Here is a 26,508-nt window from a genome sequence, read left to right as displayed (position 1 = left end):
CCAACCCATCTCGTCGAGCTTGCGCGGTTTTTTTCCGCTAGGTATTGGTTCCAGTCTGAATCTTCCAAAGACGGGCATAAAGCCCATTCGTTTGCAATAATTCCTCGTGCTTACCCGACTCCATGACCTGCCCATCCGCCAGCACCAGAATCCGATCCGCATGCCGAATGGTCGAAAGGCGATGAGCGATCACGATCAGGGTTCTTTGATGGGCCAGCTTTTGAAGGGATCTTTGAATCACTTCCTCGGTTTCATTATCGACCGCGGAGGTGGCTTCATCGAAAATCAGAATCGGCGGATCGCCGAGTATCCCGCGCGCAATGGTAAGTCGCTGCCTTTGTCCACCGGACAAACGTTGGCCGCGTTCGCCGATCGAAGTGTCCAGACCCTCCGGCATCTGCGCAACGAAATCCCGGGCGGCTGCGATATCCAGCGCTTCCCAGAGGCGTTCATCAGGGAGTTCGGGTTTGCCCATTTTCAGATTCTGGCGAATGCTGGTATCGAGCAGAAACACATCCTGCCCCACATAGCCAATGTTCCGCCGCAGTTCCTTTTGGGAAAGCTGGGTCAAAGGAATGTCATCAATTAAAACCTGGCCGCGGGTCGGATCATAGAAGCGAAGCAGCAGTTTGATGATCGTGCTCTTTCCCGCGCCGGTCGGTCCCACGAGGCCGATAAATTCCCCGGGTTGAATATCCAGATTGAAATTTTTCAAGAGGGGAGGGGCATCCGCATAGGCGAAGTCCACAGCCTGAAAACGAAGGGCTCCACGACTGCGACCCAAGGCCTGGGTCTGGGGAGGATCGATGATGCCGACCGGTGCGGTGATCAAATCCAGGGTGCGCTTCGCGGAAGCCATCGAGCGTTCAAAAAGATCCAGGAGTTCCCCAAAGGCCGTGAAGGGCCACAGAAGTCTCTGGGTCAGGAACACGAGAACTGTATAAGCCGCCGGGGACAGTTCTCCCTGCAGCGTCTGCCAGCCGCCGAGCACCAGCGTGAAGAGAAAGCCGGCAAGCACCGACATGCGAATGATCGGAACAAAGGCCGAACTCAGGGCGATCGCCTGCCGATTGGTTTCTATGTAATTTTGCGAAGACTCATGGACGAGCTGCACCTGCTCATCCTCGGCCACCGCTGCGCGAATGGTCACCACGCCCGTGATAATTCCCGACAGGCGTGCTCCCAGCATCGAGGCCGCCTCACGCACCGCCGCGTAGCGTCCTGCGAGCCGGCCACGGAAGCGAAAGCCTCCATAGAGGATCAGGGGAATCGGCAGGAGGGCAAACACCGCCACGAGCGGCGAGAGATAGAAGAAGACAGCACTCACCAGAAGACTCGAAACAAAGAGCTGAATGAACTTATGCGTGCCCTCGTTCAGAAAACGCTCCACCTGGTTCACATCATCATTGAGAATGGACAGCAGGCGCCCGGAATTTTGTTTCTCGTACCAGGATAAACTGAGCTTTTGAATGTGCCGCACCCCATCCATCCGCAGGGCATGCTGCAGCTGCTGGGCCAGATTCCGCCAGCGCACCAGCGCTCCATATTCCGTGATGGATTCCAGGAGCCAGATCAGAAAGGTAATGAAGGCCAGCACCGCAAGCTGCTGCCCCGGACTTGTCAGGCCGAGACGCGCGAGGAAACTTTCTTCGCGCGCGACCACGATGTCGATGGCTACACCGATCAGAACCTCAGGCAGCACATCAAAGATCTTGTTCAGAATCGAAAAAACAGCGGCCACCACTGCCTTTCGGCGCAATGGGGTGGCATAATCCCAAAGTCTCTGCAGAGGGCTAAGGCGATCCGGGCCAGGCATGACAACTCCTGTAGCTGGTTTTGCAGGACCTAACCTTTAACACAGAGCCCCGGCCTCGCCAATCCCTCTCAGCGTCCCACCAGTTCACGCGACGACGCGCCGTAGCGGGCTTCCACGGCATCCTCGACGGTGCCGAGGACGAAACCACGGTCCCGTAAGGTATCAATCAAGGATGGCAGCGCGTCAACGGTCGCCGCATAGACACCGTGCATGAGGACGATTCCATAGGCCCCCGCGTCGACCCGCTGCATAACGTTGTTCGTGACACAGGCCGCATCGGGACAGGTGTAGTCGAAGGCATCAATGGCCCAGCCGATATGAACGCCATGGCGGGCCACCACGGACGCCACCTTTTCAAACTCCGGCGTGGGGAAGCCCGGCACATGATCGCGATAGGGTTCGCCATAAGGTGCGCGCACCAGGTTCAGAGGCGGGGCCGCGGGACCCAGGATCTGCGCGGTGAGACGTTCCACCGTGGCGATTTCATGTTCAATGTCCGCGGCGCTCAAGGCTCCGAGATGCGGATGCCGCGCCGTATGATTGCCAAGCTCATGCCCTTCGCGGGCCATGCGACGGATGAGCTCCTGCATGGGCGCTTCCGTGGGCACGTTTGACCAGTTCGAAGTGTTGATAAAAAAGGTGGCGGTGACATTCTTCTCGTTTAAAACATCCAGCACGCGGGCGGTGTGATTCCAATCGGGAACATCATCAAAGGTCAGAGCGATGAAATGATCGGGAAGGTAGGACGGTCGTGCAGCGAAATCCAGCATCAAAGGGTCGATCCGCGGCTCCTGATCATTCAAATCACTGGAAGCATCCCCGCAGGCGGCGAGGACCCCGAAACTGATCGCAAACAAGGCAGGCTGCCATGAATGGAAAGTGGGCATGCGTGAACTCCTTTCCTGATGAGGAACATGGAGTTCATCCTAACGCACGCCCGCTCGGCGTAAATTTATTTTTTCGGCTTGATAAAGCGCAGGGTCATGCGATCACTTTCGCCGATGGCGAGGTACTTTGCTCGATCCTGATCCTTAAGTGCCAAAGTCGGAGGCAGCGTCCAGACGCCTTGCGGGTAATTCTTGGTGTCCTTGGGGTTGGCATTGATCTCCGATTTCGCATCGAGTTTGAAACCGGCCTTGGTTGCCAGACGGATGACCTCGCTTTCCTTCACATAGCCGCTCTTGTCCTTGGGATCCATTTTGGTTTTTTCATTGGCCCGATGTTCGACCACACCGAGGATGCCGCCTGGCTTCAGCGCGGTGTAAAAGGCTTTGAAGGCCTCATCCGCTGAGTCATTGCTGGTCCAGTTGTGGACGTTGCGGAAGGTCAGGACCAGATCAGCCGATTCGGGTTTCGCAAAATTGGTGATATCGGGTGGCGTGAAGGAAACGTAATTCATCTTCACATTCGGATGCTGAGCCGCCCATCCGGAAAGGGTGTCATAGGCTTTCTTGAAATACTCATTTTTCTCCGGAGGCACGATGGCGGCTACATAAGTTCCCTGGTTGCTCAAATAGGGGGCAAGAATTTGTGCGTACCAGCCCGCGCCGGGCCAAATTTCAACGACAGTCATATTGGGTTTGATGCCGAAGAATTTCAGCGTTTCCACCGGGTGGCGATAGATATCGCGTTGCATGTTTTGCGGGGTGCGAAAAGGCGAAGCGACAGCCTCTTCCAGGGTTTTGGGCAGTTCCTGCTGCACCACCTCGCGTTTGGTTTCCGTGCTGGGCGTGGCTTCAGGAGTCGGGCTCGTGGTCGTACAGGCCGCAAGAAGGCTACCAACAAATAGAATCGGAGTCTTTCTCATGAATTGTCCTTTCCGGTAATGGGACTCAAAGCCTACCAGAGACGCGGGCTGTGACCCAGCGAAAAAGTCCGAAATGTCCTGGTCAGGGGACTCTAATCTGCATGAATTAAGTCTTATTTACCTATAGTATCCAGGAGTTGCGGACTTTCCTTAAGTTTGAATCAGGTCCACCGAATTTGAGCGCATAAGGAGGGATCTATGAAAAAATTACGTGCGATTCAGGAACGCGTGGGTTCTGAATCGATTCCCAATGATCTACGGGGTGTGGGACAGACGCCGGTTCTGGCAGAACTGCCGCCGTGCCCGTATCTGGTGGTCGATGGTTCTGATCTGCCCACGCTGGAAAAAGTGGAAAAACTTTTCACGTTGCAATTGTATCCGCAGGATCGGGTTCTGGTGCTGGAAAGCGCCTTGGATGAAAGTCATAAACATAAGGCCTTGCGCCTTTGGTATGCGTCCCGATTTCTCCTTCAGCAGTATCCCAGCCTCAGGCTGCAGCTCGGTGAACGCGATCTTCTGCGTGAGACGCTTTTGGCCAACATCAATCAGACGAAGTTTTTTCATCCCGATCGTTTGCGCCGCGAACCCGTGCCTTTGAATCTGCCGCAGCCGGGCCACCTGATCCTGACTGTTCTCGTCCAGCATCTGCTCGTTCAGATCGGTTATCCCCTCGAGGTCCATGATGAGGATATCGTGGTGCAGGCCGGTGATGCCATCTTCCAGTTTGAAGTTCCCCTCACCCCGCCTCAAGCGATTGCGGTTTAGGAGTTTTCACGATATGCCGAACCTTTTACCTCTTCTGATGCTGACGGTGATCTGGGCCGGTTCCCTTGTGATCGCCACACTGCCCCTGTCCTTTGCTTTGACTCAATCCAATGCCTGGTTCATTCTTGGAGCCTTTGTCCTCTTTCCCTTCCTCTTTGTGCCGAGTTATATCACGCTCGCCGGATTGATGAGCCGCTTCGCTCATTCGAAGATTATTCCGGGCCGTTTCCCGCGTGAGGCCTTTCATAAGATCTATGGCTGGCGCCGGGTTTATGGCATCTGCTGGACGCAGGTCTTTTACTTCAAGCCGGTCTATGCGATCTGTCTCGCGGTGCCGCGTTTCAAGAGTTACATGCTGAAGCTCTTTGGTTACAAAGGGGCTTCGACCTCCTTCGTCGTCTATCCCGATACCTGGCTGCGGGATCTGCCGGTTCTCGATATCGGCAAGGACGCTTACCTGGCGAACCGCTCCACCATCGGCACCAATATCTGTTTGAACGATAACACCATCATGGTCGATGCGATCCGGATCAAGGACAAGGGACTCGTCGGGCACCTTGCGGTGCTGGCCCCGGGCTGCAGTATTGAATCCGGTGCGGAAGTGGGGGTGGTAACGTCGATCGGCCTTCGAAGCTGGATCGGACCGCAGGTTTCCATTAAACCCAACTGTCTCATCAATCACGGCTGCAATCTGGAAGAAGGTTGTGAAATCGGCACGCGATCCTATATTGGTCTGCGTGTTCGTATCGGCAAGGGGGTCAAGGTCCCGGCCGGCGCCAACATTCCGGAAGGGGCGGTGATCATGAATCAAGGCGATATGGATCGTTACTATAGTTCAGAAACACGAGTGCTGCAGGACTTTGCAGCATCCCTTGCGGTGGTGAAGTAAATTGGAATCGACACCCAATCCAGCTCATCAGCTTGATCCGGACGCCCGCCTCGTGCGGGAAGTCAACCGGCGCCAGGCTGTGCTGGCTTTGGTGTTTGGTTTGGCTTTTGGATTTTATGGTTTGACCAGTTTCGAGTTCATTCGGACGTTTAAACCGGAGCTGACGCTGTGGGGGAACGTCTGGCCACGCCTGCTGCTGAACACGCTGCCATACTTTCTCCTGGCCTGGATCAGCCATCGCCGCCTCCTGAGTGATCGCCTGACCGCGCGACTCGGCATGCTGGCCTTTCCCGGAATCTTCATGGTGGCCTGCATGATCCATGTCTGGCCTTTGATGGCCGATGGTCACTCCGGTCTTTATGGTTTTGTGCACGGGCCCAACATCTTCATCATGGTCATTACGCTGCTCGTCCTGAGTCCGCCGATTCCCCTCCTGCTGCAGTTGATGGCTGGATTTTTCGTGTGCTTTGCCCTGCCGGTCATAGGCATTCTTTGGCAAAGCGGGAACACGGTCCTCCTTCAGCTTTTTTTCAACGACATGCTCGTCATGATGCCCGTCACATTTTTTCTCGCTCGTAAAATTCATCGCACCCAGCGGCGTCTCGCCCAGGCGGAACATGATTTAAAGCGTCGGGTGACGCCTTTCCTTGGGCAGTATGTGGCCTCGGCCCTCTATGAAAATCGCTATGATCTTTTACGGGACCGGCATTCACAGGGGCTGATTCTCAGCCTCGATATTCGCGGGTTTTCCCGCCTGATGCGCGACCTCGGGCCTGGAGAGTTGAATGAATTCCTGCGGCTTTACTATGGACTCGTCGGGCGGGTGGTGCATGCGCTGGGCGGGCATGTGCATAAGTCGATGGGCGACGGGCATTTGATATCCTTTGGGGTTATGGATCTGCCGGATCTCAGTGACATTCCCGATCTGAAGGATGCCCTGACTCAGGCGGAGACGCGCCGTAAGAATGAATTGTATATGCATGCGCTCACCGCTTTCTTTGAGATTGAAAAGTCGTTTATCGCGCTGCTGCGGCAGTTTCCGCGCCTGCCTCAGGAGGGGCTGGGTCTGGGAGCCGGCATGGCCTTTGGTGATGTGCATCTGGCCACCTACGGGGATGAGGCGCACAAGCGGGAATTTGAAATTTCCGGTGAAACGGTGGTGCTCAGTTCGCGCCTCGAACAATATACCAAGGTCCTGCGAGAAGAAAACAGCGCGTGGCAGCATGGATTTTTCAGTGTGGTGGTGACCTGCGAGCTGCCCCCGGTTTTGCAGCAGGATGCGACGGCCAGGACCTGGCAGCATCTGCGAACGCTCCAGCAACCTATTCCGGATTTTCCTCAGGTGAAATCCGTCTGGTACACCGGCCTTGTCACGGGAGCCAGGTCGATGCCGGTGTTTTCGCGGGTGGGTTGAGTCCTTCTTGCGAAATTCGCGCACCGGCCTTTTCCGCAAGTTGACTGAATTTCCGGCAGCTGTTTATGATAGTACGAAGATTCCGCCCCCGATCTGTAAAAGAAACGGAGATTGTCATGCCCCGTCTGCTTTTCGTCTGCCTCGCGATGTCCGGCTGCTTCTCGGCCAAAGGCCCGACGCTGGACACCAAGTCGGAATCAGCCCCGGAAGAAGCATCCCTTGTGGAGAGGCCTCCGATCAAACCCACCAATTTTCAGGCCAAGGTTCAGGGGCAAACGGTTTCCCTGAGCTGGGACGCCATCTCTGGCGCCCGGAAATATCATATGCAATGGGCTGCGGTTGCCGCGCCTCATGTTGTTCTGGGCAAGGCGTCGATCACCACACCGAATCTCAAGGTGCGGGATCTGGACGAAGGCCGGTATATTTTTCATGTGGCTCAGGAAACGACACGCGGGCCGGGACCAATGGAGTCCCTGGAAGCGACGATTGAGTGAACGCCCGTCTGCGCATGGCATCCCAGGGACGACCTGGGGCAAGCTGAAAACCATATGAGGAGACCGGCTGTGAATATTCTGATCTGCGAAGATGATGAAGACCTGGCCACCATGCTGGCAGAAGAATTCGTGGCTTTTTTTGATGATTCCATTTGCACGATCGTGGCCAACGGGGATCGGGCCTATCAGGAGCTGGAAACGAACGCCTATGACTTCATCAACATGGATATGAATATTCCCGGCATGATGGGGCACGAGGTCATTCGGCGGATCCGGGCAGGGCAGGGGCCCAATCATAAAACTCCGATCATCCTTCTGAGCGCCGAGGTCAACGACAGCAGCGAGGCCTTTGCCACGGACTCGATTGTCAAGATTCATAAACCGGTGCAGATGGAGAAAGTCCTGGAAATCGCGGCTGTGATGACCAACTATTTCCCCAAAATGGCCTGAGTTCAGGAGCGACTGCCGCGCGGCAGCCCTGGATCGGCTTGCCAGAATGTATCGAATTTTGTCATAATGATGAAACTCTATCAATTCTGGACGAGGCGTCGCTCATGAGGCAGTTTTGGAGCTTGCTGGGATTCGTCACCGTGGTTTTTGCCTGTCAGACCACGACTCAGCCGGCCGTACCGGGCGTGGCCACGGAAGTCACGGACGCCGCGCCCCCGCGTTTCAGTGCGCGTTCCTATATCAGTTTTGTGGATATCTGCAAAAACCCGGCGGCGCCGGCCGCCATGCGGCAGACCATGCAACAACTCAAACAGGAAATCGCCGTCGAGGACTGCGATGAGGCCTGGATTCAGCTGCAAAAGCTCGACCAGCTGGACCTGACGGGTTTTGAAATCAGCGACGTCACCGCTCTCGCTGGCCTGACGCAGCTGCGCGTGCTGCGCCTCGGCAACAATCAGATCGAAGACCTCGGACCCCTGGCCCGCATGAATCAGCTCGACACGCTGCAGCTCAACGATAACAAACTGCAGGATCTCACGCCGCTCAGTGCTCTGGATCAGCTGCGGGTCCTCGATCTCGGTGGCAATGCGAAACTGGAACACATCGGGGCACTGCGTCACGTCAAAGGTCTGCGTGAACTTTATCTCAGCAGCACGGCCCTGCAGACCCTCGCGGCGCTCGCCGATCTGCGCGAGTTGCGGGTACTGGATCTCGGCCACACCCGGCTGACGGCGATCAAGGCTCTACAGGATCACAGCAAACTCGAATGGCTGGATGCCTCCGAAAACGACATCACCGATCTCAGCCCCCTGCGGAATCTGAAAGCCCTTTGGTATCTCTCGCTCGCCAACAATCAGATCGAATCCATCGAAGCCCTCAGTGGGCTTGAACAGCTGCGTGAACTTTATCTGCAAGGCAATCGCATCACCAGCCTCAAACCTCTGCGTCAGCTCAAGAATCTGGAAGGGCTGGCGGCTCATGGCAATCCATTGGTACAAACCGAGTGCCCGCGCGGCGCGGACGTGCCGGCTGCCCTGGATGAAGCCTGCAACAGTTGATGTGTCGAGGCTTCTGGACCTGCCGTAGCTGAAGGGTCGACGCTCCTGCACCTGCCGCAGCTGAGGTGTCGAGGCTTCTGGGCCTGCCGCAGCTGAAGGGTCGACGCTCCTGCGCCTGCCGCAGCTGAAGCACCGGGACTCCTGTAGGCCAGCTCACGACTCTCGCCGCAAAGCCGGCCTGCTATTTCAAGGATTGGTGTAGATCATCAGGTTCGGCGAACCCGCTCCTGGCCAAATGATAATATCCGGCGTCGCATTCTCCTTCATCAGGGCATCGACTTCCGCGGGAGTCGCGCTGGGATTTTTCTCCAGATAAAGAGCGATCACGCCGGTGACATGTGGTGCCGCCATCGAGGTTCCACTGATCGTGCTGGTGGCCGTATCGTTTCGATTCCAGGCGCTGGTGATGTTCGTTCCCGGGGCAAAGATATCCACGCATGGGCCAAAGTTTGAATAAAGCGCACGCCAGCTGGATTTGTTGGTGGCACCCACGGTGATCGCTTCCGGAACATGAGCGGGCGAAACCAGGCAGGCATCACGGAATTCATTGCCGGCTGCCGCCACAAACACAACGCCCGAATTCACGGCCGCTTTCACCGCATCATCCACGGATACCGACACATCACCGCCCAGACTCATGTTGGCCACAGCGGGCCTGATGGCATTCTCCGCCACCCATTCAATCCCGGCGATCACACCGGCATCATCTCCGTTGCCGGTGCAATCCATCACACGCACGCCGTGAATGGTCACATCCTTCGCGACACCATACGCGGTGCCTGCGACCGTCGCGGATACATGTGTACCGTGTCCATGGCAATCTTCAGCTCCGCGCCCATCATCGAGGGCGGAAAAACCTTCCCCAACGCGACCTGTGAATTCTGTGTGGGTGGCGCGAATGCCCGTGTCGATGACATAAGCGTGAATGCCTTTACCGGTCGCACTGTAAGTATAAACGCCATCCGTTCCTTCGCGGGAATCGACGCGATCGATACCCCAGGTGGCCGAGGCCTGCACAGCGTGCGTCCGCATGGTTTTGTTGGCTTCAATGCGTTCGATCGCAGGATCCTGCATGAGCGCTGCCAGCTGCTCATCATTCGCCTTGATGGCAAAACCTTCCATAACTTTGGAATACTGCCGCATCACCGACACGCCATACGTTTGACTTAAACGCTGCGCTTCCTGCCGGACGAATTGTTTGGCGGTAAATTCATGGCGATCGCTATCGCTTTTAAGTTTGATGATGTACTGATTTGGTATTCGATTGGGACTGTCTTTATCGATTAGGGTGGCAGCGAAAACACTCCCACTCAAAACAAAAGCACCGACACACACGAAAGACTTCATGCCCAGACCTCCTCATATGCTTTGCGTTCCAGTTGCCCGAACTATAACGCAGAATGCACACTGTGGGTCAAGTGAGAGTTATTCCATTCGATTGAGAGTTCTTAGGGATTGATCCGCCGCAACTTCAGAGTTTGCGGCATCGGGTGAGCGCTTCGCTTGTTTCCGTGTTCTTCACATATTTATGATCATCCAAATCGGTGAGGAACTGGGCCGCGTAGTAGCAATGCATTTTGCTGGTCGGATGAACCTGATCCCAGAATTTGTAGGCAGAAGGCTGCTGACAGAATCCTGGCTGGCCTGGAAAGCGCCCCAGGTAATCGCCGTTGTAGCAGGCATGTGTGATGTTGCGGAAACCAAATTCGGCCGGACGCTGGAGCGTGGCCCGATTGATGTCATAGGCCTGAAAAAACGCGAATCGTTCGTCGGGACGCTCCTGCTCCAGTTTCTGGATCAGGTCCTTCAAAGCTCGGTTATGCGCCCGGGTATAATCTCCGAGTTTGCGGTCATGAGCCGCGGCCGATGGATGTCTATAGGCGGGCAGACCGCTGAGTTCCGGCATGGTGCCGATCATGAAGTGCTTGATTCCACTCTGAAGGAGCTGGCGTATGGCGATTTCCATATCCTTCAGGGTTTGGCTGACATCGCCGGCATCCGGATCCGCAAGATAGTTATTCGGCCCGATCCAGATCACAGCCAGGACATGGCGCTGCATGGCCTTGCCGGCATCATCCTGAAAACTTCCCACCTGGTCCTGGAGCGAAGGTATGAACAGACTCTTCAGCCAGGGCGCCTCAGTTGCAGCACCGGCGACCGCATAGTTCGTGGTTTTCCAACCAAGGGCCTGGCTCACATAATCGATCCAGATCGGTCCGTTGCTGGCGCGCGACCGCCAATAAACTTCGGGCGGATAGACAAAGAGCGTGCGTTTCCGCAAGCGGCCGATATCGGAAAGGCTATCACCGAAGACCACGATGCGGTTGATGGCGGCTTCGTCCGGAGTGCTCACGGTTCCTTTCAGCCAGGATTCCTGATGGGGTCTGACCATTTGCAAGAGGGCGGATTCAAGCTCCTTCTCCTGAGCTGAGGTCGTGCAGCCCAGCAGAAACATGAGAGGGGCGAGGAGGTACGTCAGAGCTTTCATTATGGTTGATCCCTCTTGCGTTTGCGGGTTCCTGCACACCTTCCGTGCATTTTTTTTCAAGTAACCAGGATCATTTTATTCGTGCTCCGATCGTAATGATATCCCTGACCTGGCTTCACGTCAAAAGTATCATAACTAATTTTTAGCACATCCAATTGACATAAAGCTGGAAGCCACGTATCACGCTGTATCAAACTCCACCCAGGATAAGGACGAAGGTGAGATGGCAATTTTTGAAACTCCGCGACTTGCACGAGATGACAGGGATCCTGATGAGCGCAGGAAACAACTGGACGAGGCCCGCGAGAAATTTCGATTCAATTACACCACGATCGATCAGATGCCTATCTCGGAAACCGTGCCCGATGAGGCCGTGGCCGGTGCGGAGTGGAAGCTCAAACTGGTGGCGATCGCCTATAAGAACCGCCGCAATCTGGAAGCCATCCTGAAAGACAAGCCTTATGTCTTTGAGAAGGAACTGCCTCACAAGAATCCCATCGAAATTGCGAAGATGCTTATTGATGGTGATCTGGTTTCGTTCCTCAACTATTGTCAACCCAGTCTCGGCGTTGTCACCAATCAGATCCGGCCCCAGAGCTTTGAAGAGTATTATGACTATTTCAAAAAGATCGATATTCCCAAGAGTTCATCGACGCTGTTCGATGATCGGGATTTCACCGAGTATTTCCTGAGTGGCATGAACCCTCTTCTGATCGAGAGAGTCAAGGAACTCGATCTTCAGAAATTTCCGGTCAGCGACCATCATCTGCAAGCTGTCCCCGGTTTTGCCACAGATACGTTGGACCAGGCCCTGGCTGCAGGACGCCTCTTCATCATCGACTACGAAGCGCTGAGTTCGCTTGAACCGGGAACTCATCCCTATGGGGCGAAGCTCGTCTATGCCCCGATCATTCTCTTTGCCGTGCATCCCGAAACCGATGAACTGCATGTGATCGCGATACAGACCGGGCAGGATCCGAGCGTCTATCCCATCTTCACGCCAAGCGCCACATGGTCCTGGACCGCTGCGAAACTGGTTTGCAAGAGCGCGGACGGTAACTACCATGAATTCGTTTCCCATCTTGGTATGACTCATCTCCTGATTGAGCCTATCATCGTCGCGACCTATCGTCAGCTCCCCAGGATCCATCCGATTCATTGTCTGCTGGTGCCGCATTTCGAAGGAACGATTCCCATCAACGCGATCGCCACCCGCAGGCTGCTGTCTCCGGATGGCGATGTCGCCCAGCTCCTGGCCGGGACCATACCCTCCGGCTATGCGATGCTGCGAGCCCTTCGGAATGCGGCGAGCTTCAAGGACGGCTATCTGCCCAAGGCTCTCGAACGCCGCGGGGTCGAACCGGGTTCGGCCCTCAAGCATTATCCTTATCGCGATGATGCCCTTTTGGTTTGGGATGCTATCAAAGCCTGGGCTGAGGCCTATGTCCGCGCGTATTATAAGAATGATAGCGATGTGGCCACCGATGAGGAGCTGCAGGCCTGGGCGCAGGAAGTTGTGGAAGCGGGACGTATTCAAGGTTTCGGCACGGACGGCCAGATTTTGGATCGGGCTGAATTGGTCGACACCCTTACCATGATCATCTTTACGGCCTCCGCGCAACATGCTGCTGTGAACTTCCCGCAGCTCGATGCCTCCCTGGTGTCGGTGCAGCCGGGAGCCGGCTATGCCGATGCTCCGACACGCTTTGACCTGACGAAGGAGGATCTGGTGGATTTCCTTCCACCGGTCGATCGAGCCATCAAGCAGGTCCATATCATGTCCATGCTGGGGTCAACCTATTACACGCAGCTCGGAAAATATCATCTCGGCGCCTTCAAGGATCTTTGGATTCTGGATGACATTCTGCGGTTTCAGAGTCAACTGCGCAAGGTTGAAGACACGATCAAACAGCGGAACAAGCAGCGTCGGAAGCCCTATACGCATCTGCTTCCTTCGAACATCCCCAACAGCATCAATATTTAAGACGAGGAGTCCAGTATGTTGAAATTCCAGGAATCCCGACGCAATTTTTTGAAAGGCCTTTCGGTTCTCGGTGCGGGCAGCCTCAGCCTGACGAGGCCCCTCATGGCTGCCGCCGTCAACCCTGCTTTGACGGATACCATCGTTCAAATCGTTCATAAGAGCTATCCGGCCAGCAAGCCCTTTCCCGACGTGGTGAAGGCCTTTGCGGAAGGCATCCAGAAGGGGTCTATCCCGCAGGTCGAATCTCCGGCCTTTGTTGCCAAGGCGTGGGCCTCCGATCGGGATGAACTGGCCCTGTATGTGACCGTTCAGTTCACCCTGAGCACGAATTACTTCCTTTTTGCGGAAGGCAAAGCCGCAAAGCTCTCGCTCCTGGTTCCTGCTGGTTAAATAGTCTTTATCATCCTGGGGCCCAGGGAGGGCCTGCTCATGGGATCGAAGTTAGAGCAGCGGGTCAAAGCTCAATGACGGAGCTGGGAATCAAAGCAAAACAGTGAGTTCAACTGCTCCTGTCACCACAGAGCCGCCGAGCGGCCTTCCCACTGGCAAGGTCATGGAAGCACCAATGGAGTAATGGGAGATCTTCATGAATGCTTCCGGCTGAATGACGAGTTGCCTATGTGCCTCAATATCTGGCACCTCGATCGTTCGCTGCATAGCATGCGAGTGCCAAACCTCAACAGCGCCCGACATTTGCTTCCAAAAATTCCACTCGGCTCGACCACCACCCACGGCATACAAACCCGTATCGTTGATCCTGGTATGCTGTGCATCGCTTTCGCGTGATCCGCTCCTGTCGCTTCGCATCATGAGTGAGGCCTTGAAAAATACTTCAAGCGCAACATTATCCACGGGCCGATATTCCAGACGCATCGCTGGCGTTAACGACACGCGTCCTCGCTCGAACAGCTCTCGATCGCGCCAACCACCTCCTGCGCTGGCTATCGCCAAAGCTTTGTTTTCAAGATAGTCCTTCTCGAGGTCGGCACCGCCATGGCCTGGAGGGAAAGCGAGACCTAAACTCATAACGAGGCGAGTTCGCTCGTTCCACGCGAGGTCGGTCTCGGCTGACACCTCCGGATTCCCCCATAAGTTGGTTTCCATGATGGCGCCAGCTGGCAATTCTACTTCCGCAAATATCCACGGCAGACGTACTTTCAAGGCCACGCCCGGGCTGACCTCGTCTTCGTAACCAAGCAGCAGCGCATAATATTGCCCCGAGGCCTCGGTGGAGTTATAAAGTGGATACGGACTTTGCTCAACGATACCGACCTGCGTGCGTAACCAAGCGCTCGATGGTTCAGCCGTTGTGTGTTCGGCTCCACTCATCGTTAAAAATGCGGCGAAAGCCAGTCTTTCAAAGCGCATCAATCCAGCGCCCCACTGTCTCGACACCCTGCCGATCGACAGTCTCCGTGCCCAATGGTGGCATGCCTTGATGATAACCACGCTTCTCCATTTCACGAATAACCCTACTGCCGGATGCGTCTCCGCGCTCAATAACTTTGCCGATCGCCGTTTGGTAGGTTTCCGTCTCATCCACATGACCTTCGCTCGTCAGAAGAAAACTAAAATCCTTTTTAGGATTAAAACACCGCTGCTTATCATCGTTCGGACGATCGCTGTTGTGGCAGTGACTACAGTTGGCATGAAGATAACCGAGTGCCGCGAGCTCGATCTCGTTTCCTGGGAGTGGTAGCAAAGGAGTCGGTGGGTGCGACAGCCATTCACGCTCTATTGCTTCCGCCACGGTGATTTCGCCGGCATCGCCCGAAAGCTGTGTCGCTGAAAATCCCAGAATGCGGTTCTGCCGTCCGCCATGGCAGCCCATGCATTCGGCTGCTGCGGGCACATTATGCTGAGTGCCGTTGACATTGATGCCGCCCCATTCAGCTTTGTAAGCATCTGTTCCGTCATCGTTCCAGATGTAAGAGACGCCTATCCAACTCCGGTCGTCCCCTGCTGTCTTGCGCAGAAGTCGCGTTTCAACCCGCCTGCCGTCGACGCGAAACTCCTTCCAGAACCTGGTGCCCATCGGGAACGACCACACTTCGCTATCCTGAGTATCGATCTTTTGTCCGGCGGGAAGCATAATCCAACGTGATTTCTGGGCTCCATCACTCCAAAGCTGGAAACGTGGTGTATACGCTTCCACTCCCGGACCTATGTTATGAGTTGAAATATCGGTATAGAGTCCTGTTTCGGACAATAGGCTAGGAAAACTATCCAGGGCCGCTCCAGGCGGAGGACTACATACGCGAAAGTCGTCGGTAATCTTCGCGCAGTTCATGACCAGAATTCCAGGTATGGCGGTCAACAACACGTATGGTGCAATAAGTGACCTTTTCATGGGCGCACAGGAGTCGCAAGCGCCAATACCACACCGATCAGCTTGCGCCGCGACTTCAGCTTTTCGGTAGCCATGAGATCTCCTTTGCAATCGAAATTTCCGTGATTATCCGGTATTCTATACTTCCTCGATAATCTGATATCTTGATTTTCAAGATATAAAATTTTTTTAGGAATTGCAAGTTGTCAACAGATAGACGTCAGAGGCGCGCCGAACTCATCGAAGCCACCCTCGCATCAAACCGGGAGGTGGGGGCACTCTCTATCTTTTTTCACGGAGCCGTCGCATCACAACTCGGGCTGACGCCGGCCGAGACCAAATGCATCGATATCATATTGCGATCGACCAACCCCGATCGGGTCACGGCCGGTTGGCTCGCCGAGCATAGCGGCCTCACGACCGGAGCGATCACGACTCTGGTCGATCGACTGGAACAGGTTGGCTTGGTCCGTCGGCAGCGTAGCAGCGAAGATCGGCGAAAAGTCTATGTGCAGTTGCTGCCAAAGTGCTTTGAGCGCCTGGCGCCGCTTTATGAGTCCCTTGGAAAGGCGATGCAGCAATTGCTGGATGAATACAGCGAGGAACAGTTGCTCCTCATCGTCAACTACCAGAAACGCTGCGCGGAAATATTAGCGCTCGAAACTGCGAAACTAAAAAAATAAACGGAGAGCCGGCGATTGAGAGGGATGATCCATTTCCAGGGCGAGAATGCACGTCTTCGCAGGAAGGCAACAGGTTCGTCAGACTCCTGCCATCGTTCGTTCGCATTTGGACTTCGATGGGAAATTAAGATTCTGTGCCTTTTAAGGCCGGACAGAACCGGAGGGGGGGAGGCAAGCCTTCCTGAGAAGGCCCGCCTGTGGAATTCAAAGGGCTGGAATATCAACCAGCTTGGTTTTTGCCGTGCCCAGCACCCAGGCGGCTGAGAACTCTCCGCTGGCATCGATGACAGGTGTCGGCGCGGTGCCTGGAAAATCGAGATCCGTACAGGCGGCGTTGGAAGTCGGGGCGGTGGTTGGCGTGTCGAAGTCCATGCAGCCCTGGGACTCAGAAACGACGCCCGCTGTAGGGGACGATTGAGACGTCAGCATGTTGCTGAACGTCGTGATCGTTCCCAGATCGGCCTGATCAAATCCGGTCAAACTTGAGAAGCTGGTCGGATCCATGTAGGCGGTTTCACCCGAACCGGTTTGATCGCCTGTGAAGCGGCGCATGCGCAGCGACATCTGATGGGATGAGTAATTGCCCTTGATGTTGGCCGTGTCCATGGCCTTGACCGAGGTTCCGCTGAAGTGGGTGGCCGCGGCTCCCCAGATCGAATACTGCTTTGCGGTTTCATCGATATCCACGTGATACACATAAGCAGCCCGCACGTTATTGGCGCTGGTCTGCTCGATCACGTAGACATCGCCGGTCCGCTTGCTGTCCTTGGCGCCGACCCAGACGTTGATATGGCGATTGAAACCCGAGGTGGCGGTGACCATGTTCATCGCAATAAACGCGGTATCCGCCTGAGCGCAGGACAGTTCAATCACCGCCTTGGTCGGTTGGCTCATGAGAGAAAAGGAGATTTCAATGCGGCGGTCAAAAGCGGTGCCGCCGCCGGTCCATGCTGCAGGAATCGACTGCTGGGCCGCGGCGAAGGTCGCGGTGCCGGTGAGCGTGGAGTTCATCGCGGTGGTGGAAAGCGTCTTGGTTCCCGTGACAGGTATATCCGCGCAGACCGTGCTATCGAGGCTCGCGAGGAAGCCCTCCACGATGCCCACGAAGGTACGGACCATGCCCTCACGAGGCGGTCCATCGCAGGAGTTTCCAGTGCCGGGATCTTCACCGAAGCAGGCGTATTTCACGTAGGCCTGCTCGTTGCCATAACCGAGGACAAAGCCCATCTGGGACCAGGCCGAATCAAAGAAAGAGGAGCTATCGGCAGCGGCGTGTCCAGTGGATGAAGCCGAGACAGCAGAGAGCGCGCCAAGACCAAGGACCGTTTGCTTGAAATGTTTCAACATGTTCATTCCCCTTCCGTGCCAACGCAGGACTTGTTTCCACAGGTGATAGCCAGTTTGCCGATCTCGGCCGTGCCTACGGTCGTGTCCGTTGTGCTGGCCGCTTCATCCGTGCTCTCCTTGTCACCACAGGCCACGTAAACGCTGGCTGCGGCCACCACCGCCGCAATAAAAAGTACGCTCTTCGTCATCCCATTCTCCATTATGCGAATAAAGAGCTGGACCACAATGGTCACCAGCTCTCCCTTTCATTGTACTGTACTCGTATGGAAAGCCGTGATGACAGGGAAGTATCTGCCGACGCCGTGAGGCACGTGAAGGCCTGGTAGAGTCTCCAGCAGGAGACGCGATGCTCACTTTTGAGTAATACTCCTCAGGCCTCTTGCTGCCGGGCTCCTGGGACTGGGCAATTCGTCATGTTGATAAAAATTCCAGCTCATCAATCTTCGATCCACTTTTGCGGTCATCTGCCCTAGGCTACAGCGGGTGAAATCTCCCTAGAATAAGGATTGCAAGCATGAGAAATTTTCTCGGTCTATTGAGTTGGATGGCCATCATCGCGGCAGCTTCGCCTTTGCAGGCCGAAGTCGCGGGTCCTCTTCCCAACTATGCAACACCGGAAGAAATACGTTCAGCAACGGCGGCTGACTGGGAGCTTCCCAGTTACCGCGATAGCTTCAGGCCGTCGCCAGGTCTGCGTCTGCCTGCAGAATATGAACCGATGGCGGCTGTGGTCATGACCTATGCGGGGTATCCTCAGTTCATTCAAAGCATCGCGCGTGCCGTGGTGGACGCTGGAGCCAAGGCTTACGTGCTCGGCGGCCCATCCTCGATCTCAGGCCTGGACAGCAGTCGTTATCAGTCTCTGAATATTTCCTACAACACGATTTGGTCGCGGGACTTTGGACCTGTGGCGATCAACGAACAAACAGGCGAGCTGGCCATCGTCGATACTATTTACCGCCACTATGCATATCGAAAAGCGGATGACGCCGTTCCCGCTCGCATTGCCGACTTTCTGGGCATGGAACGCTATGATGCTCCCATTATTTTGGATGGCGGAAACCTTATGGTGGATCGGCGAGGTCACCTCTACATGACCGAGCGTACCTATGAATGGAATAGCCAGATGAGTCGGTCGCAAGTCGACCAGTATTTGAAGGAGTACTTCGGCGTCAAGAAAATCCATGTGATCCCTTATGCCGCGAGCCGGCCGGGAACGCCTGCCGATGGCACCGGACACATCGATATGTTTGTCAAGATTCTGGATGACTGTAAGGTTCTGGTCGCAAAAAGCAGCTCGCAGCCATTTGCCAGTGCCCTGGAAAATGCCAGTCAGTATTTCAGCAACTCGGAATGCAGCCCCGGCCGCAACTGGGATGTTTATCGCGTGCAAGGCTATGCAAGCAGTGGCGTCTGGTATACTTTCACCAACTCACTCATCGTCAATAACAGCGTCATCATCCCCAGCTATGCAAACTATGATGAAGCGGAAGCCCGTCGCGTCTATGCACAGGCCTTGCCCAATCATAAGCAGGTCTTCGTGAATTCCGATGGACCGATTCAGGCCGCTGGCGCCATCCATTGCACGACCAAGGAAATCCCGGCCGTCAACGGTTTCTGATGCGCTTGACCTCGCCCATGAAAAAAGCACCCGGGCTGGTTAAGCTCGGGTGCCGTGATAACTCGACGAGGTGATTAGAGCTTCTTCAGCATTTCCGGCAGAGGATTGCCAACCTTCTTCTTCACGAATTTGGCCAGGCACCATTCATAATCGCGGCTGAAGCGAACGGATTCGGGATTCACGGTGGCATTGACCAGGAATGTTCCGTCAAGGCTGCCCTGACTGAAATTGATGCCCGCGTACTTATCTTCCTGACCATAGTTTCTCACGAGGTCCCATGGCCACACTTCCTTCCCGGTCACGCCCAGAGCGCAATCGGTTGTGAAGAGCTTGTCATTCCATTCGGAATAAGCGAAGTCCTGGGTGTAGGGGTTCTTCTCGCCGACAGCTTCAGGAATCTTGTGGAACTGGATTGCATGCTTATAGAACAGACGAACGTCAGCAGCTTCGGATACAACGAAGTTGGAGTTCACGACGAGCTTGCCGATCAGCTTCGCATCCTTTTCCGGTTCATAGGTCCAGGTATCGGAACCGTAAACCAGGAACAAAGGCGCCTGACCGAGTTCCAGCTGGCCATTGAGGGCGAGGAAGTGACGACGGAAGTCCAGATCCTTTTCAGCTTTCTGGCGGAACAGTTCCCTGGTGTCGGCGCTCGGTGGAACCATCCAGACAAAGCGTGGACCTTTGGGATTCTCGATTTTGTGGCCGGAAACATCCATCTCGGCCAGGTGGTTGGCCTGCAGTTCCCTTGGGTCAAAGATATAATCAAGCCCCAGAATATGCCGCGAAAAGTATTGCGCCGTATAGAAGAAGCGTGAGAAAGCGCCAACACCCGACAGGGCACCTTTTTCAAAGCTCAAACGATTCGACAGGTACTTCGAATAGAAGTTGTTGTCGATGATGGGTTCGCCGTTCGCATCCTTTTCCCAGCTTTGACCGCCGATATCATGCTGCGCGATCAGCACCTGGCTTTCGGAAGCGCCATCCACGAAAAACTTGGCCGCAATCGCTGGCGTAAAGCGATCCTTCACGCTGGTGGGAACCGCGCTCGATAGACGACCGAGAACGCAGTCGTTGCGGGTTGCGTACTGGCCGGTGAGGCCGAGTTCTCGGGCGCCGTCCAGAGGCACATAGCTGAGCCGCACGTTCACACCGAACCGGTGGGTCAGGCGCACGGTGTCGCGCAGAGAGCCTTCGCGGTAAGGGCGGATTTCACTGCCCAGGAAATCCTCGTCCTTGGCCTTGGGGCCCGCCCAGTCCTGTTTGGTCCAGCCGGCGAAAATCTTCCAGAAGCGCAGAGCAGAGCCGTTACCGAAGGTGACGACATCCTTGAACTCGGACTCGGGAGCGTAGAGGGCATCAGGCTGCTGCGCCGTCGCTTCAATCTGATTCCAGACCAGATCGAGCTTGCCGCAGGCGGTGGAATCGGCTGTTGTGTTGGCCGCATGCAGTTCGCGCGCCACATCCGTGAACGAGAGGATTTCCTGCTTCAGCTGAGCCTTGTCAGGATTCTTCACATAGCCATTTTCCGTTTCCGCGACAGCGGGTGTCGCGATGAAGAGCAGAGCGATCCAGGACGAAACTTTGAAACTTTTCATGTTATCTCCTCTATGAGCGTTATTTATCCTGCAAGGCGATAAAGCCGGGACTGGTCATGAATTGAACGAGAACATAGCGTTCCAGCGCGGACTTGTCCGTTTTACCCGCTTCCTGCTTCAGAAAGGTCTGGGGTTCCAGGCAATCCATCTTTCGGGTCAGAAGGTCCCGCACGAACTGGTCCACCATCGGGCCATGGTCTCTGGCCTCGGGGTAATGCGTGTGAATAATTTCTTTGATGAGACCACTGAGTTCCGCCTCAGTGGCTGAAAAGGCCAGAGACGAGCCGATGAGGAGACCACCCAGGGACAGGCCCGAGATAGTCAACACATCGCGGCGATTGCAAGCTTTACGAAACATCCTGAACTCCTCGGATTAAATATTGATGCTTTGTGGAATCTGCGACGGCTTCAAATAGGGATAGGCGGTCCGTCGATGGAGATTGCGATGATTGATTTCCACTTCAATCTTCACAAGCCGTGCCTGGAATCGGAGCAGCGCTGGCATAATACGGACTTCATCAAAGGATTCCATCGGATAAACACCAAGTTGCGTGTAGTAGGTATCGCCGAGCAGAGTCAGGGTGTGAACCTGCTTGATGGCCCGATCAAGAGGCGGAAGGAACTCCAGCGCATCGCGCTCGGTCAGGCCCAGACGGGTGGGGGCTGGGGCATAGCCGGCCAAAGGTTGATAGGGCACGGCCGCGGAACGCTTCTGTGGGAAATTCACCGCAGCATGCTGGGCCGATGAGGTGAAGATGATCATGGTCAGAGTTTCGATCAGAACCTGACGGGTGGTGATTTGATCGTTCGGAGCGAAGCCTTGAATGCGTCCACCGGCGGGATCCATGATCTCGGCCGTCCAGAAGGCCAGCTCATCATCCTGCACCACGTCGGCGTCGCTGGCATAAAAGGATTCCACATAGTCCGACACCCAGTTTTCAATCGCGTCCCAGATGAGCAGCGCATCATCACGATAGGGATAATTCTTAAGGGGACTGCCCGTGCCTACCCTACGACGCGCGATATCGTTTTTCAGGAAACTGTTGCGGAAATGAAAATTGTTGCGAACCATCTCCAGTACTTTATAGGCCGATTCAATTTGGGGTGCGAGCAGCTGCTCCACCTTGCCATCACGATTGATCAGGCGACGCACGGCCAGGGAATTGATGGGGATGGTGCCTTCAAAATGAGGCGCGAGCAGTCGGTGCAGCGGGTGATTGCGGGAGAGCTGCCGGAAGGTTGCCACCACGATCGGATCGATAACGAGATGAGTCAGACCCAGGTGCGTGGCCACCTCGTGATAGTTGCTATCGGCTGTTTTCACCATGGTTTTGGCCACCAGCCAGTCCCAGGTCCCTGAACGTGGGGTGACGATGGGATACTGGGCCTTGTTCTGACCGACCTGAATGGCGAGCACTTCAAGATTTTCCGAGCCACGCGGCAGGGCCAGCACCACGATCGGCGCATAAATATATTTCGGCTGGTCGGGATGAACACCGGCTTCCAGAGCGGTGAGGATTTCATAGTCCACGATGAAGAGGCGCCCTTCGGCCAGTGCCGTCTGCAAATCGTCCTGGGCAAAGGCCGGATGAGCGGCGAAGAGAGCCTGATCCAGGTGAAGTTTGCTGGGAATTTCCGTCATGGTGCGGATCATCACCGGGTTGAGTCCGGCCACGAAATAGTCCGCAAAGTCCTGATCATTCAGAAGTTGATCGGTTCCTTCCGGAATTCCGAAGTGCTTGAAGAGTTGATAGTACTCGGTGAAGCGGGTGGGGCGTTTATGAGTCAGCGCCACGCCCAGGTCAGGATCCGAATAGGTAAGGATTCCGAGCAGATCTTTTTTCAACAGCATCTGGGCGATTTCATGGACGGATTTCTGGGGAAGCTCCTCTTGAAATTTGTAGCCATGCTCCGCCAGGATTTTTTCCCAGTTGCGGCGCAGCTTATAGGCTGTGGCTACGAGTTTCAAACTCCAGCCTGGTCCGGGCTTGGCTTCCTCCGGGACGCTGGCTGAAATCGGCACGTTCTGAACCACGCTGTGATCAAACTGAAACTTTTCCCGAAAGATCGCAAGGCGCTGCTGACGTTCGTTGTGGTTCTTCTCGTGCTGGGGGAGGCTGACTCCCTCGAACATCGACATGATAAACTCCGTTGGGTTGAATCGCTTGGTGCAAGACTGTTTGGTGGTAAGTGACCGTTGGTCAGCAGTGAATAGATTGTGTAAAATATTTTGTCAAATACGATTTTGCCAGCTAGCCTGAATGAGAAGGAAAGTCTTATACTATGAAGGCTTTGCACGAACTGAACGCCGTTCATTAAGGGGCAGGGATGGGACAACGGGCACTGAATGAAGCGGATAAGGAACGCAAGTACGAGAAGATATTGACTTCGACGCTGCTCCTCTTCAAGCGTGAACGCCGCTTGCACACCGCTGCGGAGATCTGCAAGGAGGCGAAGATCGCGAAGGGGACTTTGTATCTCTACTTCCGGACCAAGGAGGAGATTTACATGGAGCTCCTGGTTCGAAACTTTCAACGCTGGCATGAGGGTGTTCGGAATTACCTGCTGGATCAGCCTCCGGATCCAGTGGCCTTCCTGAACTTCATGTGTCGCAGCCTCGCGGACTTCACGGACTTTGTGGATCTGACCGCGCTGAATAACGTCATCCTTGAGGAAAATCTGCCGGCGGACTATGTGCTGACAGCCAGGCAAAGGCGGCGTCAGGAGACCATCCGAACCTGTCAGCTGATCGCGCGCAGTTTTCCCGGCTGGACCGAGGACTTCTGTGAACTCTCCTTGCGGCGCTTTTATACCTATGGGATTGCGTTTTGGAAGGAATGTTTTCCTTCGTCGCAGGTGATGGTCGCTCTATCCGGAGGCAAAGCGGATATGGAAGTGCAGCGGGATATCTTCTTTGCTGAGATCCTGGTCATGAATCAGTTGATCTGGGGGCTTAAGGCTGCCGGCGTCGCTTGACGACGCGTTCAGCTGGCCTCAGGCATCCCGGTCTTCAGTGCCGGCAGCAGGCGGTAGAGATGGGGCGGGATGCGGATGTGAAACACGAAAGGTACAAAAGGCTGAAGATCCTGATTTTTGGTTTCAAGGATGATTTCCACCTGGGCACCCGACTGCAAAAGAAGGCGTCGGACCGCGTCCATGCCCATGCCCCGGCCCGAGATTTCATTGACGCCCGAGCTGGTTGAGAATCCTGATTCAAAGATGTACTGAGCAATTTTTTGAGGGGTTACGATCGTATCCGGGGGCAGCAGGCCCCGGTTGACAGCGATCTGCTGAATCATCTGGAGAGCCAGGCCCCGCCCATCATCACGAATGGCGAGGGCAAGCCAGCCGGCGGCATCCGGGGTGGCGCTGATCCTGATGAGCCCTTGGGCTGGCTTGTTCTTCATCGTGCGTTCCGAGGCTGTTTCAATCCCATGGTCGAGCGCATTCCGCAAAATATGGACGAAGACATGCCGCAGCATATCTGCACAACCATGCGAGAGAAATATATCCGACGCCTCGATGCGGATATCAGGCGGTTCCTTGCCGATGTCCCTGGCGAGCTTGGATGCGGGCTCACAGAGTCCCCCCAGCACTTGCGCGGCGTCGCGATAGGCCAGGGGCAGGATCCTTTGCTTCATGCGGAACAGGGATCCACGGACCGCGCCTAGATCATCAACCTTCTCCAGTTTCTCAATCACATGGACTTCGCGCTCCAGGTCCGCTATGCGGATCTCCATGGTGTCGGGTGGATGCAGGGAGCGGTTCAGTTTTTCGGTGTGGATGGACTCATACCGTGCGAGGGATTCCTCGACCTCGCCAATGAACTCAAGTTCCTTCTGATGCCTTGTATAGGTAAAAATATTGGCTCATGGAAAAGTCGAATCAACCGAGAGTGGCGTAAAGCTCAATCCAAAGATCTGCTTAAAGGAGTCGTCGTGAGATTTAAGTCCCTGGGCCTATTAGTGGCTGGAATGTCCCTGGCTGTGCTGAGTAACGGATGTGTGAGCATGCTGGCGAAGATGGCCTTAAGCATGGCGACATCCAAGACCAATGACCTATCACTCTGTGCGCTGCAGACACGGTATGTCACCAATCTCTATCCAAAAGATGCCCATACTTTTGAAATGGCCTATTATACGAGTACCTGGACCGAAGGCGCTGGGCTTGTCATGGTAAGCTGCACGGCCCGTAACGGGAGCAGCCTCTATGAAATCGAAGGCACGGTCCAGGTCGATGGCCAGCCCATGGAATATGTTGCTGGGGGAAGCTATTCGAAAATTCTGCCCGCTGGTGACACCAAGCCCAAGACAATTACCATAACCACAACCTCTGGGCAAAAAACCTCGTTTACAGTAACACCGACGCAGCCTATTGAACTTGTTGCTGTGAACGGCAAGAAAACTGACTCCAAGGTCGATGTCTCCGAGGATATGACCCTGGAATTTGCCAATGTCGGCGCAGATGCCGGATATGTGCGGGTTGGTCTGATCACAGACACCTCGGGCATGAGAAACTTTTCGGATATCGGCGTTTACAAGCTCGGCAAGAAAATCAAAGTCCCGGCCGTCGCCTTCCGTCATCCGACCCTTTTTCAAACCAAGGGCGGTGGTACTTTGAATGGCAAACGCCTGGCCTCTCTGTCCACCAGCACTCAATTGGTCACAGGTGCGAATTACATTTTTGTTGAGCGCTATGAAGCGACACCCATCAAAGCCGAAGGTGCAGCGGCTGTCGAAAACCTGGGTCTGGCCTGGAGCTGGATGCCAGTCACTGTCAAAGGCTCCAGTGAAACCATTCCGGGCGTGGCCATTGCCAAAACCATGAACACCAGTTCGGGTGGCGTTGATTATTTTTCAACCAAGCCGGCGTCGGCCACAGGCAAGCCACTGGCGAGAGCCAAAAAATTTGCTCTGGTTTCCATGTCTCTGGATGGCCAGCTGGAAGCGATCACCGATGCGACCAAGTATGAGATGGGCACCGGCGCGACCACCAAAAATGCAGCCGGGATGGATGAACATATCTACCACGCATGGAAGTTTCCTCAGCTGCCCGTGCAGCATTGGGACTCGGAAATGGAGCGCTTCTACGGCGAACTCACCGCCGTGTTCCAGAAGGATTTTGGTATCACCTTTATCCCGACCGAGGATGTTTTGAAGGCTCCATCCTATAAGGAACTGACGGCTCTGGAAGAAGTCGCGAACGCACAAAAAATTTCCCACACCTTTCGGGGCTTGAAATCCTTCGCAGGCCCGCGCATTGGAACTGCGACTGTCAGTTCTGACAAGACCGAAGTTCAGTTGATGCGGGAACTGGGTGTGGACGGCCTCGTCGTCGTCAATCTCGCCCTGACTTTGCCCACTGAAAAGGTTACGAGCGAGCCCTGTAATGGCCTGGTTTCCCTGCCTGAGGGGGGTATATCCACCAGTATCACCTGTCGCCTCGGCGAAGCCAGCCTGCAAACCAAGGCTACTTTCCGGATCATTGGCATGCCGAAAGCCTACGGTCCTCAACTGACGACTTATGCCGAGGGCGAACTGGCGACGGTCAAAGGCATTGGTTATCAAAGGGATGAGTTCAAGGACGCGGCGGCTCTGGGTCTTGTGGTGCGCAGCCACGATCTGGTGAACGCATTGAAGACAGCTCTCAGAGAGCAGGAAAGCAAGGCCACTGAACTCGGCTATAACGATGTATGGGCGACCTCGCCTCAGTTGAGTGCTTCAGGAACATGACCATCTGATCGGGTGCATGCCCATGCACCCGGA

General features: G+C 55.2%; 25 protein-coding genes. 12 read left to right on the top strand and 13 right to left on the bottom strand.

Going from position 1 to position 26,508, the window contains the following annotated elements; all coding sequences use genetic code 11:
- Positions 1-37: 37 nt before the first annotated feature.
- From OLTU_RS16410 to OLTU_RS16400, 3 genes are all read right to left on the bottom strand, one after another.
- Positions 38-1,816 (bottom strand): ABC transporter ATP-binding protein, encoded by a 1,779-nt coding sequence (locus OLTU_RS16410; protein WP_141733847.1) that lies wholly within the window; start codon positions 1,814-1,816, stop codon positions 38-40.
- 68 nt (positions 1,817-1,884) lie between these two features.
- Positions 1,885-2,703, bottom strand: a complete 819-nt coding sequence (locus tag OLTU_RS16405) for a polysaccharide deacetylase family protein (protein WP_141733846.1) — start codon at positions 2,701-2,703, stop codon at positions 1,885-1,887.
- Positions 2,704-2,768: 65 nt separating this feature from the next.
- Complete coding sequence (locus OLTU_RS16400; RefSeq protein ID WP_141733845.1) at positions 2,769-3,623, bottom strand: class I SAM-dependent methyltransferase; 855 nt, start codon at positions 3,621-3,623, stop codon at positions 2,769-2,771.
- A gap of 198 nt (positions 3,624-3,821) precedes the next feature.
- Here OLTU_RS16400 and OLTU_RS16395 point away from each other — a divergent pair, with 198 nt between their 5' ends.
- The 6 genes from OLTU_RS16395 to OLTU_RS16370 all read left to right on the top strand — a co-directional run bounded on the left by OLTU_RS16395 (position 3,822) and on the right by OLTU_RS16370 (position 8,693).
- Positions 3,822-4,388 (top strand): hypothetical protein, encoded by a 567-nt coding sequence (locus tag OLTU_RS16395; RefSeq protein ID WP_141733844.1) that lies wholly within the window; start codon positions 3,822-3,824, stop codon positions 4,386-4,388.
- 13 nt (positions 4,389-4,401) lie between these two features.
- Entirely contained in the window at positions 4,402-5,277 is an 876-nt protein-coding gene (locus tag OLTU_RS16390; RefSeq protein ID WP_176736685.1) for an LbetaH domain-containing protein, read from the top strand.
- A gap of 1 nt (position 5,278) precedes the next feature.
- On the top strand, positions 5,279-6,691 hold the full coding sequence (locus OLTU_RS16385; RefSeq protein ID WP_141733842.1) for an adenylate/guanylate cyclase domain-containing protein: 1,413 nt from the start codon (positions 5,279-5,281) through the stop codon (positions 6,689-6,691).
- 116 nt (positions 6,692-6,807) lie between these two features.
- Positions 6,808-7,185: a hypothetical protein gene (locus tag OLTU_RS16380; protein WP_141733841.1), complete on the top strand. Its 378-nt coding sequence runs from the start codon at positions 6,808-6,810 to the stop codon at positions 7,183-7,185.
- A 69-nt stretch (positions 7,186-7,254) separates the two neighbouring features.
- Positions 7,255-7,635, top strand: a complete 381-nt coding sequence (locus tag OLTU_RS16375; protein WP_176736684.1) for a response regulator transcription factor — start codon at positions 7,255-7,257, stop codon at positions 7,633-7,635.
- Positions 7,636-7,739: 104 nt separating this feature from the next.
- Entirely contained in the window at positions 7,740-8,693 is a 954-nt protein-coding gene (locus OLTU_RS16370) for a leucine-rich repeat domain-containing protein (RefSeq protein ID WP_141733839.1), read from the top strand.
- A 186-nt stretch (positions 8,694-8,879) separates the two neighbouring features.
- On the opposite strand, the gene OLTU_RS16365 is transcribed toward OLTU_RS16370, so the two are convergent.
- Both OLTU_RS16365 and OLTU_RS16360 read right to left on the bottom strand, forming a co-directional pair.
- The gene (locus OLTU_RS16365) at positions 8,880-10,040 is read right to left on the bottom strand and encodes a S8 family peptidase (protein WP_141733838.1); all 1,161 of its coding nucleotides are present in this window, start codon (positions 10,038-10,040) and stop codon (positions 8,880-8,882) included.
- Between the two features lie 124 nt (positions 10,041-10,164).
- Positions 10,165-11,181 carry an SGNH/GDSL hydrolase family protein gene (locus OLTU_RS16360; RefSeq protein WP_141733837.1) on the bottom strand — a complete coding sequence of 339 codons (1,017 nt, stop codon included), beginning with the start codon at positions 11,179-11,181 and terminating at the stop codon, positions 10,165-10,167.
- A gap of 223 nt (positions 11,182-11,404) precedes the next feature.
- On the opposite strand from OLTU_RS16360, the gene OLTU_RS16355 reads away from it, so the two are divergent.
- Together OLTU_RS16355 and OLTU_RS16350 are read left to right on the top strand one after the other, a co-directional pair.
- On the top strand, positions 11,405-13,165 hold the full coding sequence (locus tag OLTU_RS16355) for a lipoxygenase family protein (protein ID WP_141733836.1): 1,761 nt from the start codon (positions 11,405-11,407) through the stop codon (positions 13,163-13,165).
- A gap of 15 nt (positions 13,166-13,180) precedes the next feature.
- Positions 13,181-13,555: a twin-arginine translocation signal domain-containing protein gene (locus OLTU_RS16350; RefSeq protein WP_141733835.1), complete on the top strand. Its 375-nt coding sequence runs from the start codon at positions 13,181-13,183 to the stop codon at positions 13,553-13,555.
- 90 nt (positions 13,556-13,645) lie between these two features.
- Here OLTU_RS16350 and OLTU_RS16345 read toward each other — a convergent pair whose 3' ends face one another.
- On the bottom strand, positions 13,646-14,536 hold the full coding sequence (locus tag OLTU_RS16345) for a hypothetical protein (RefSeq protein WP_141733834.1): 891 nt from the start codon (positions 14,534-14,536) through the stop codon (positions 13,646-13,648).
- A complete protein-coding gene (locus OLTU_RS16340) occupies positions 14,523-15,488 on the bottom strand; it encodes a hypothetical protein (protein ID WP_218110076.1) in 966 nt (321 codons plus the stop codon). Before OLTU_RS16340 ends, OLTU_RS16345 begins: the two co-directional genes overlap by 14 nt.
- 209 nt (positions 15,489-15,697) lie before the next feature.
- On the opposite strand from OLTU_RS16340, the gene OLTU_RS16335 reads away from it, so the two are divergent.
- Complete coding sequence (locus OLTU_RS16335; RefSeq protein WP_141733832.1) at positions 15,698-16,177, top strand: MarR family transcriptional regulator; 480 nt, start codon at positions 15,698-15,700, stop codon at positions 16,175-16,177.
- Between the two features lie 204 nt (positions 16,178-16,381).
- Here OLTU_RS16335 and OLTU_RS16330 read toward each other — a convergent pair whose 3' ends face one another.
- Positions 16,382-17,524 (bottom strand): hypothetical protein, encoded by a 1,143-nt coding sequence (locus OLTU_RS16330; RefSeq protein WP_141733831.1) that lies wholly within the window; start codon positions 17,522-17,524, stop codon positions 16,382-16,384.
- Between the two features lie 2 nt (positions 17,525-17,526).
- Positions 17,527-17,712 carry a hypothetical protein gene (locus tag OLTU_RS16325; RefSeq protein WP_141733830.1) on the bottom strand — a complete coding sequence of 62 codons (186 nt, stop codon included), beginning with the start codon at positions 17,710-17,712 and terminating at the stop codon, positions 17,527-17,529.
- A 326-nt stretch (positions 17,713-18,038) separates the two neighbouring features.
- On the opposite strand from OLTU_RS16325, the gene OLTU_RS16320 reads away from it, so the two are divergent.
- On the top strand, positions 18,039-19,145 hold the full coding sequence (locus tag OLTU_RS16320) for an agmatine deiminase family protein (RefSeq protein WP_141733829.1): 1,107 nt from the start codon (positions 18,039-18,041) through the stop codon (positions 19,143-19,145).
- A gap of 74 nt (positions 19,146-19,219) precedes the next feature.
- Here the strand turns inward: OLTU_RS16320 and OLTU_RS16315 are convergent, their stop codons facing one another.
- Genes OLTU_RS16315 through OLTU_RS16305 form a run of 3 tightly spaced genes read right to left on the bottom strand, consistent with a single transcriptional unit; the run spans position 19,220 to position 22,883 of the window.
- Positions 19,220-20,743, bottom strand: coding sequence for a hypothetical protein (locus OLTU_RS16315; protein ID WP_141733828.1), 1,524 nt, complete (start codon positions 20,741-20,743; stop codon positions 19,220-19,222).
- Between the two features lie 19 nt (positions 20,744-20,762).
- A complete protein-coding gene (locus tag OLTU_RS16310; RefSeq protein WP_141733827.1) occupies positions 20,763-21,101 on the bottom strand; it encodes a hypothetical protein in 339 nt (112 codons plus the stop codon).
- A gap of 15 nt (positions 21,102-21,116) precedes the next feature.
- Positions 21,117-22,883: a lipoxygenase family protein gene (locus tag OLTU_RS16305; protein WP_141733826.1), complete on the bottom strand. Its 1,767-nt coding sequence runs from the start codon at positions 22,881-22,883 to the stop codon at positions 21,117-21,119.
- Positions 22,884-23,071: 188 nt separating this feature from the next.
- Here OLTU_RS16305 and OLTU_RS16300 point away from each other — a divergent pair, with 188 nt between their 5' ends.
- Complete coding sequence (locus OLTU_RS16300) at positions 23,072-23,719, top strand: TetR/AcrR family transcriptional regulator (protein ID WP_141733825.1); 648 nt, start codon at positions 23,072-23,074, stop codon at positions 23,717-23,719.
- An 8-nt stretch (positions 23,720-23,727) separates the two neighbouring features.
- Here OLTU_RS16300 and OLTU_RS16295 read toward each other — a convergent pair whose 3' ends face one another.
- The gene (locus tag OLTU_RS16295; protein WP_141733824.1) at positions 23,728-24,483 is read right to left on the bottom strand and encodes an ATP-binding protein; all 756 of its coding nucleotides are present in this window, start codon (positions 24,481-24,483) and stop codon (positions 23,728-23,730) included.
- A gap of 198 nt (positions 24,484-24,681) precedes the next feature.
- Between OLTU_RS16295 and OLTU_RS32690 the strand changes: the two genes are divergently transcribed.
- On the top strand, positions 24,682-26,475 hold the full coding sequence (locus OLTU_RS32690; RefSeq protein ID WP_245676824.1) for a hypothetical protein: 1,794 nt from the start codon (positions 24,682-24,684) through the stop codon (positions 26,473-26,475).
- Positions 26,476-26,508 lie beyond the last annotated feature (33 nt).

The organism is Oligoflexus tunisiensis (assembly GCF_001748245.1).
In the GTDB taxonomy this organism is placed as follows: Bacteria; Bdellovibrionota_B; Oligoflexia; order Oligoflexales; family Oligoflexaceae; genus Oligoflexus; species Oligoflexus tunisiensis.
The sequence above is the reverse complement of the archived record's forward strand: the minus strand, read 5'-3'. Positions and strand labels throughout refer to the sequence as shown.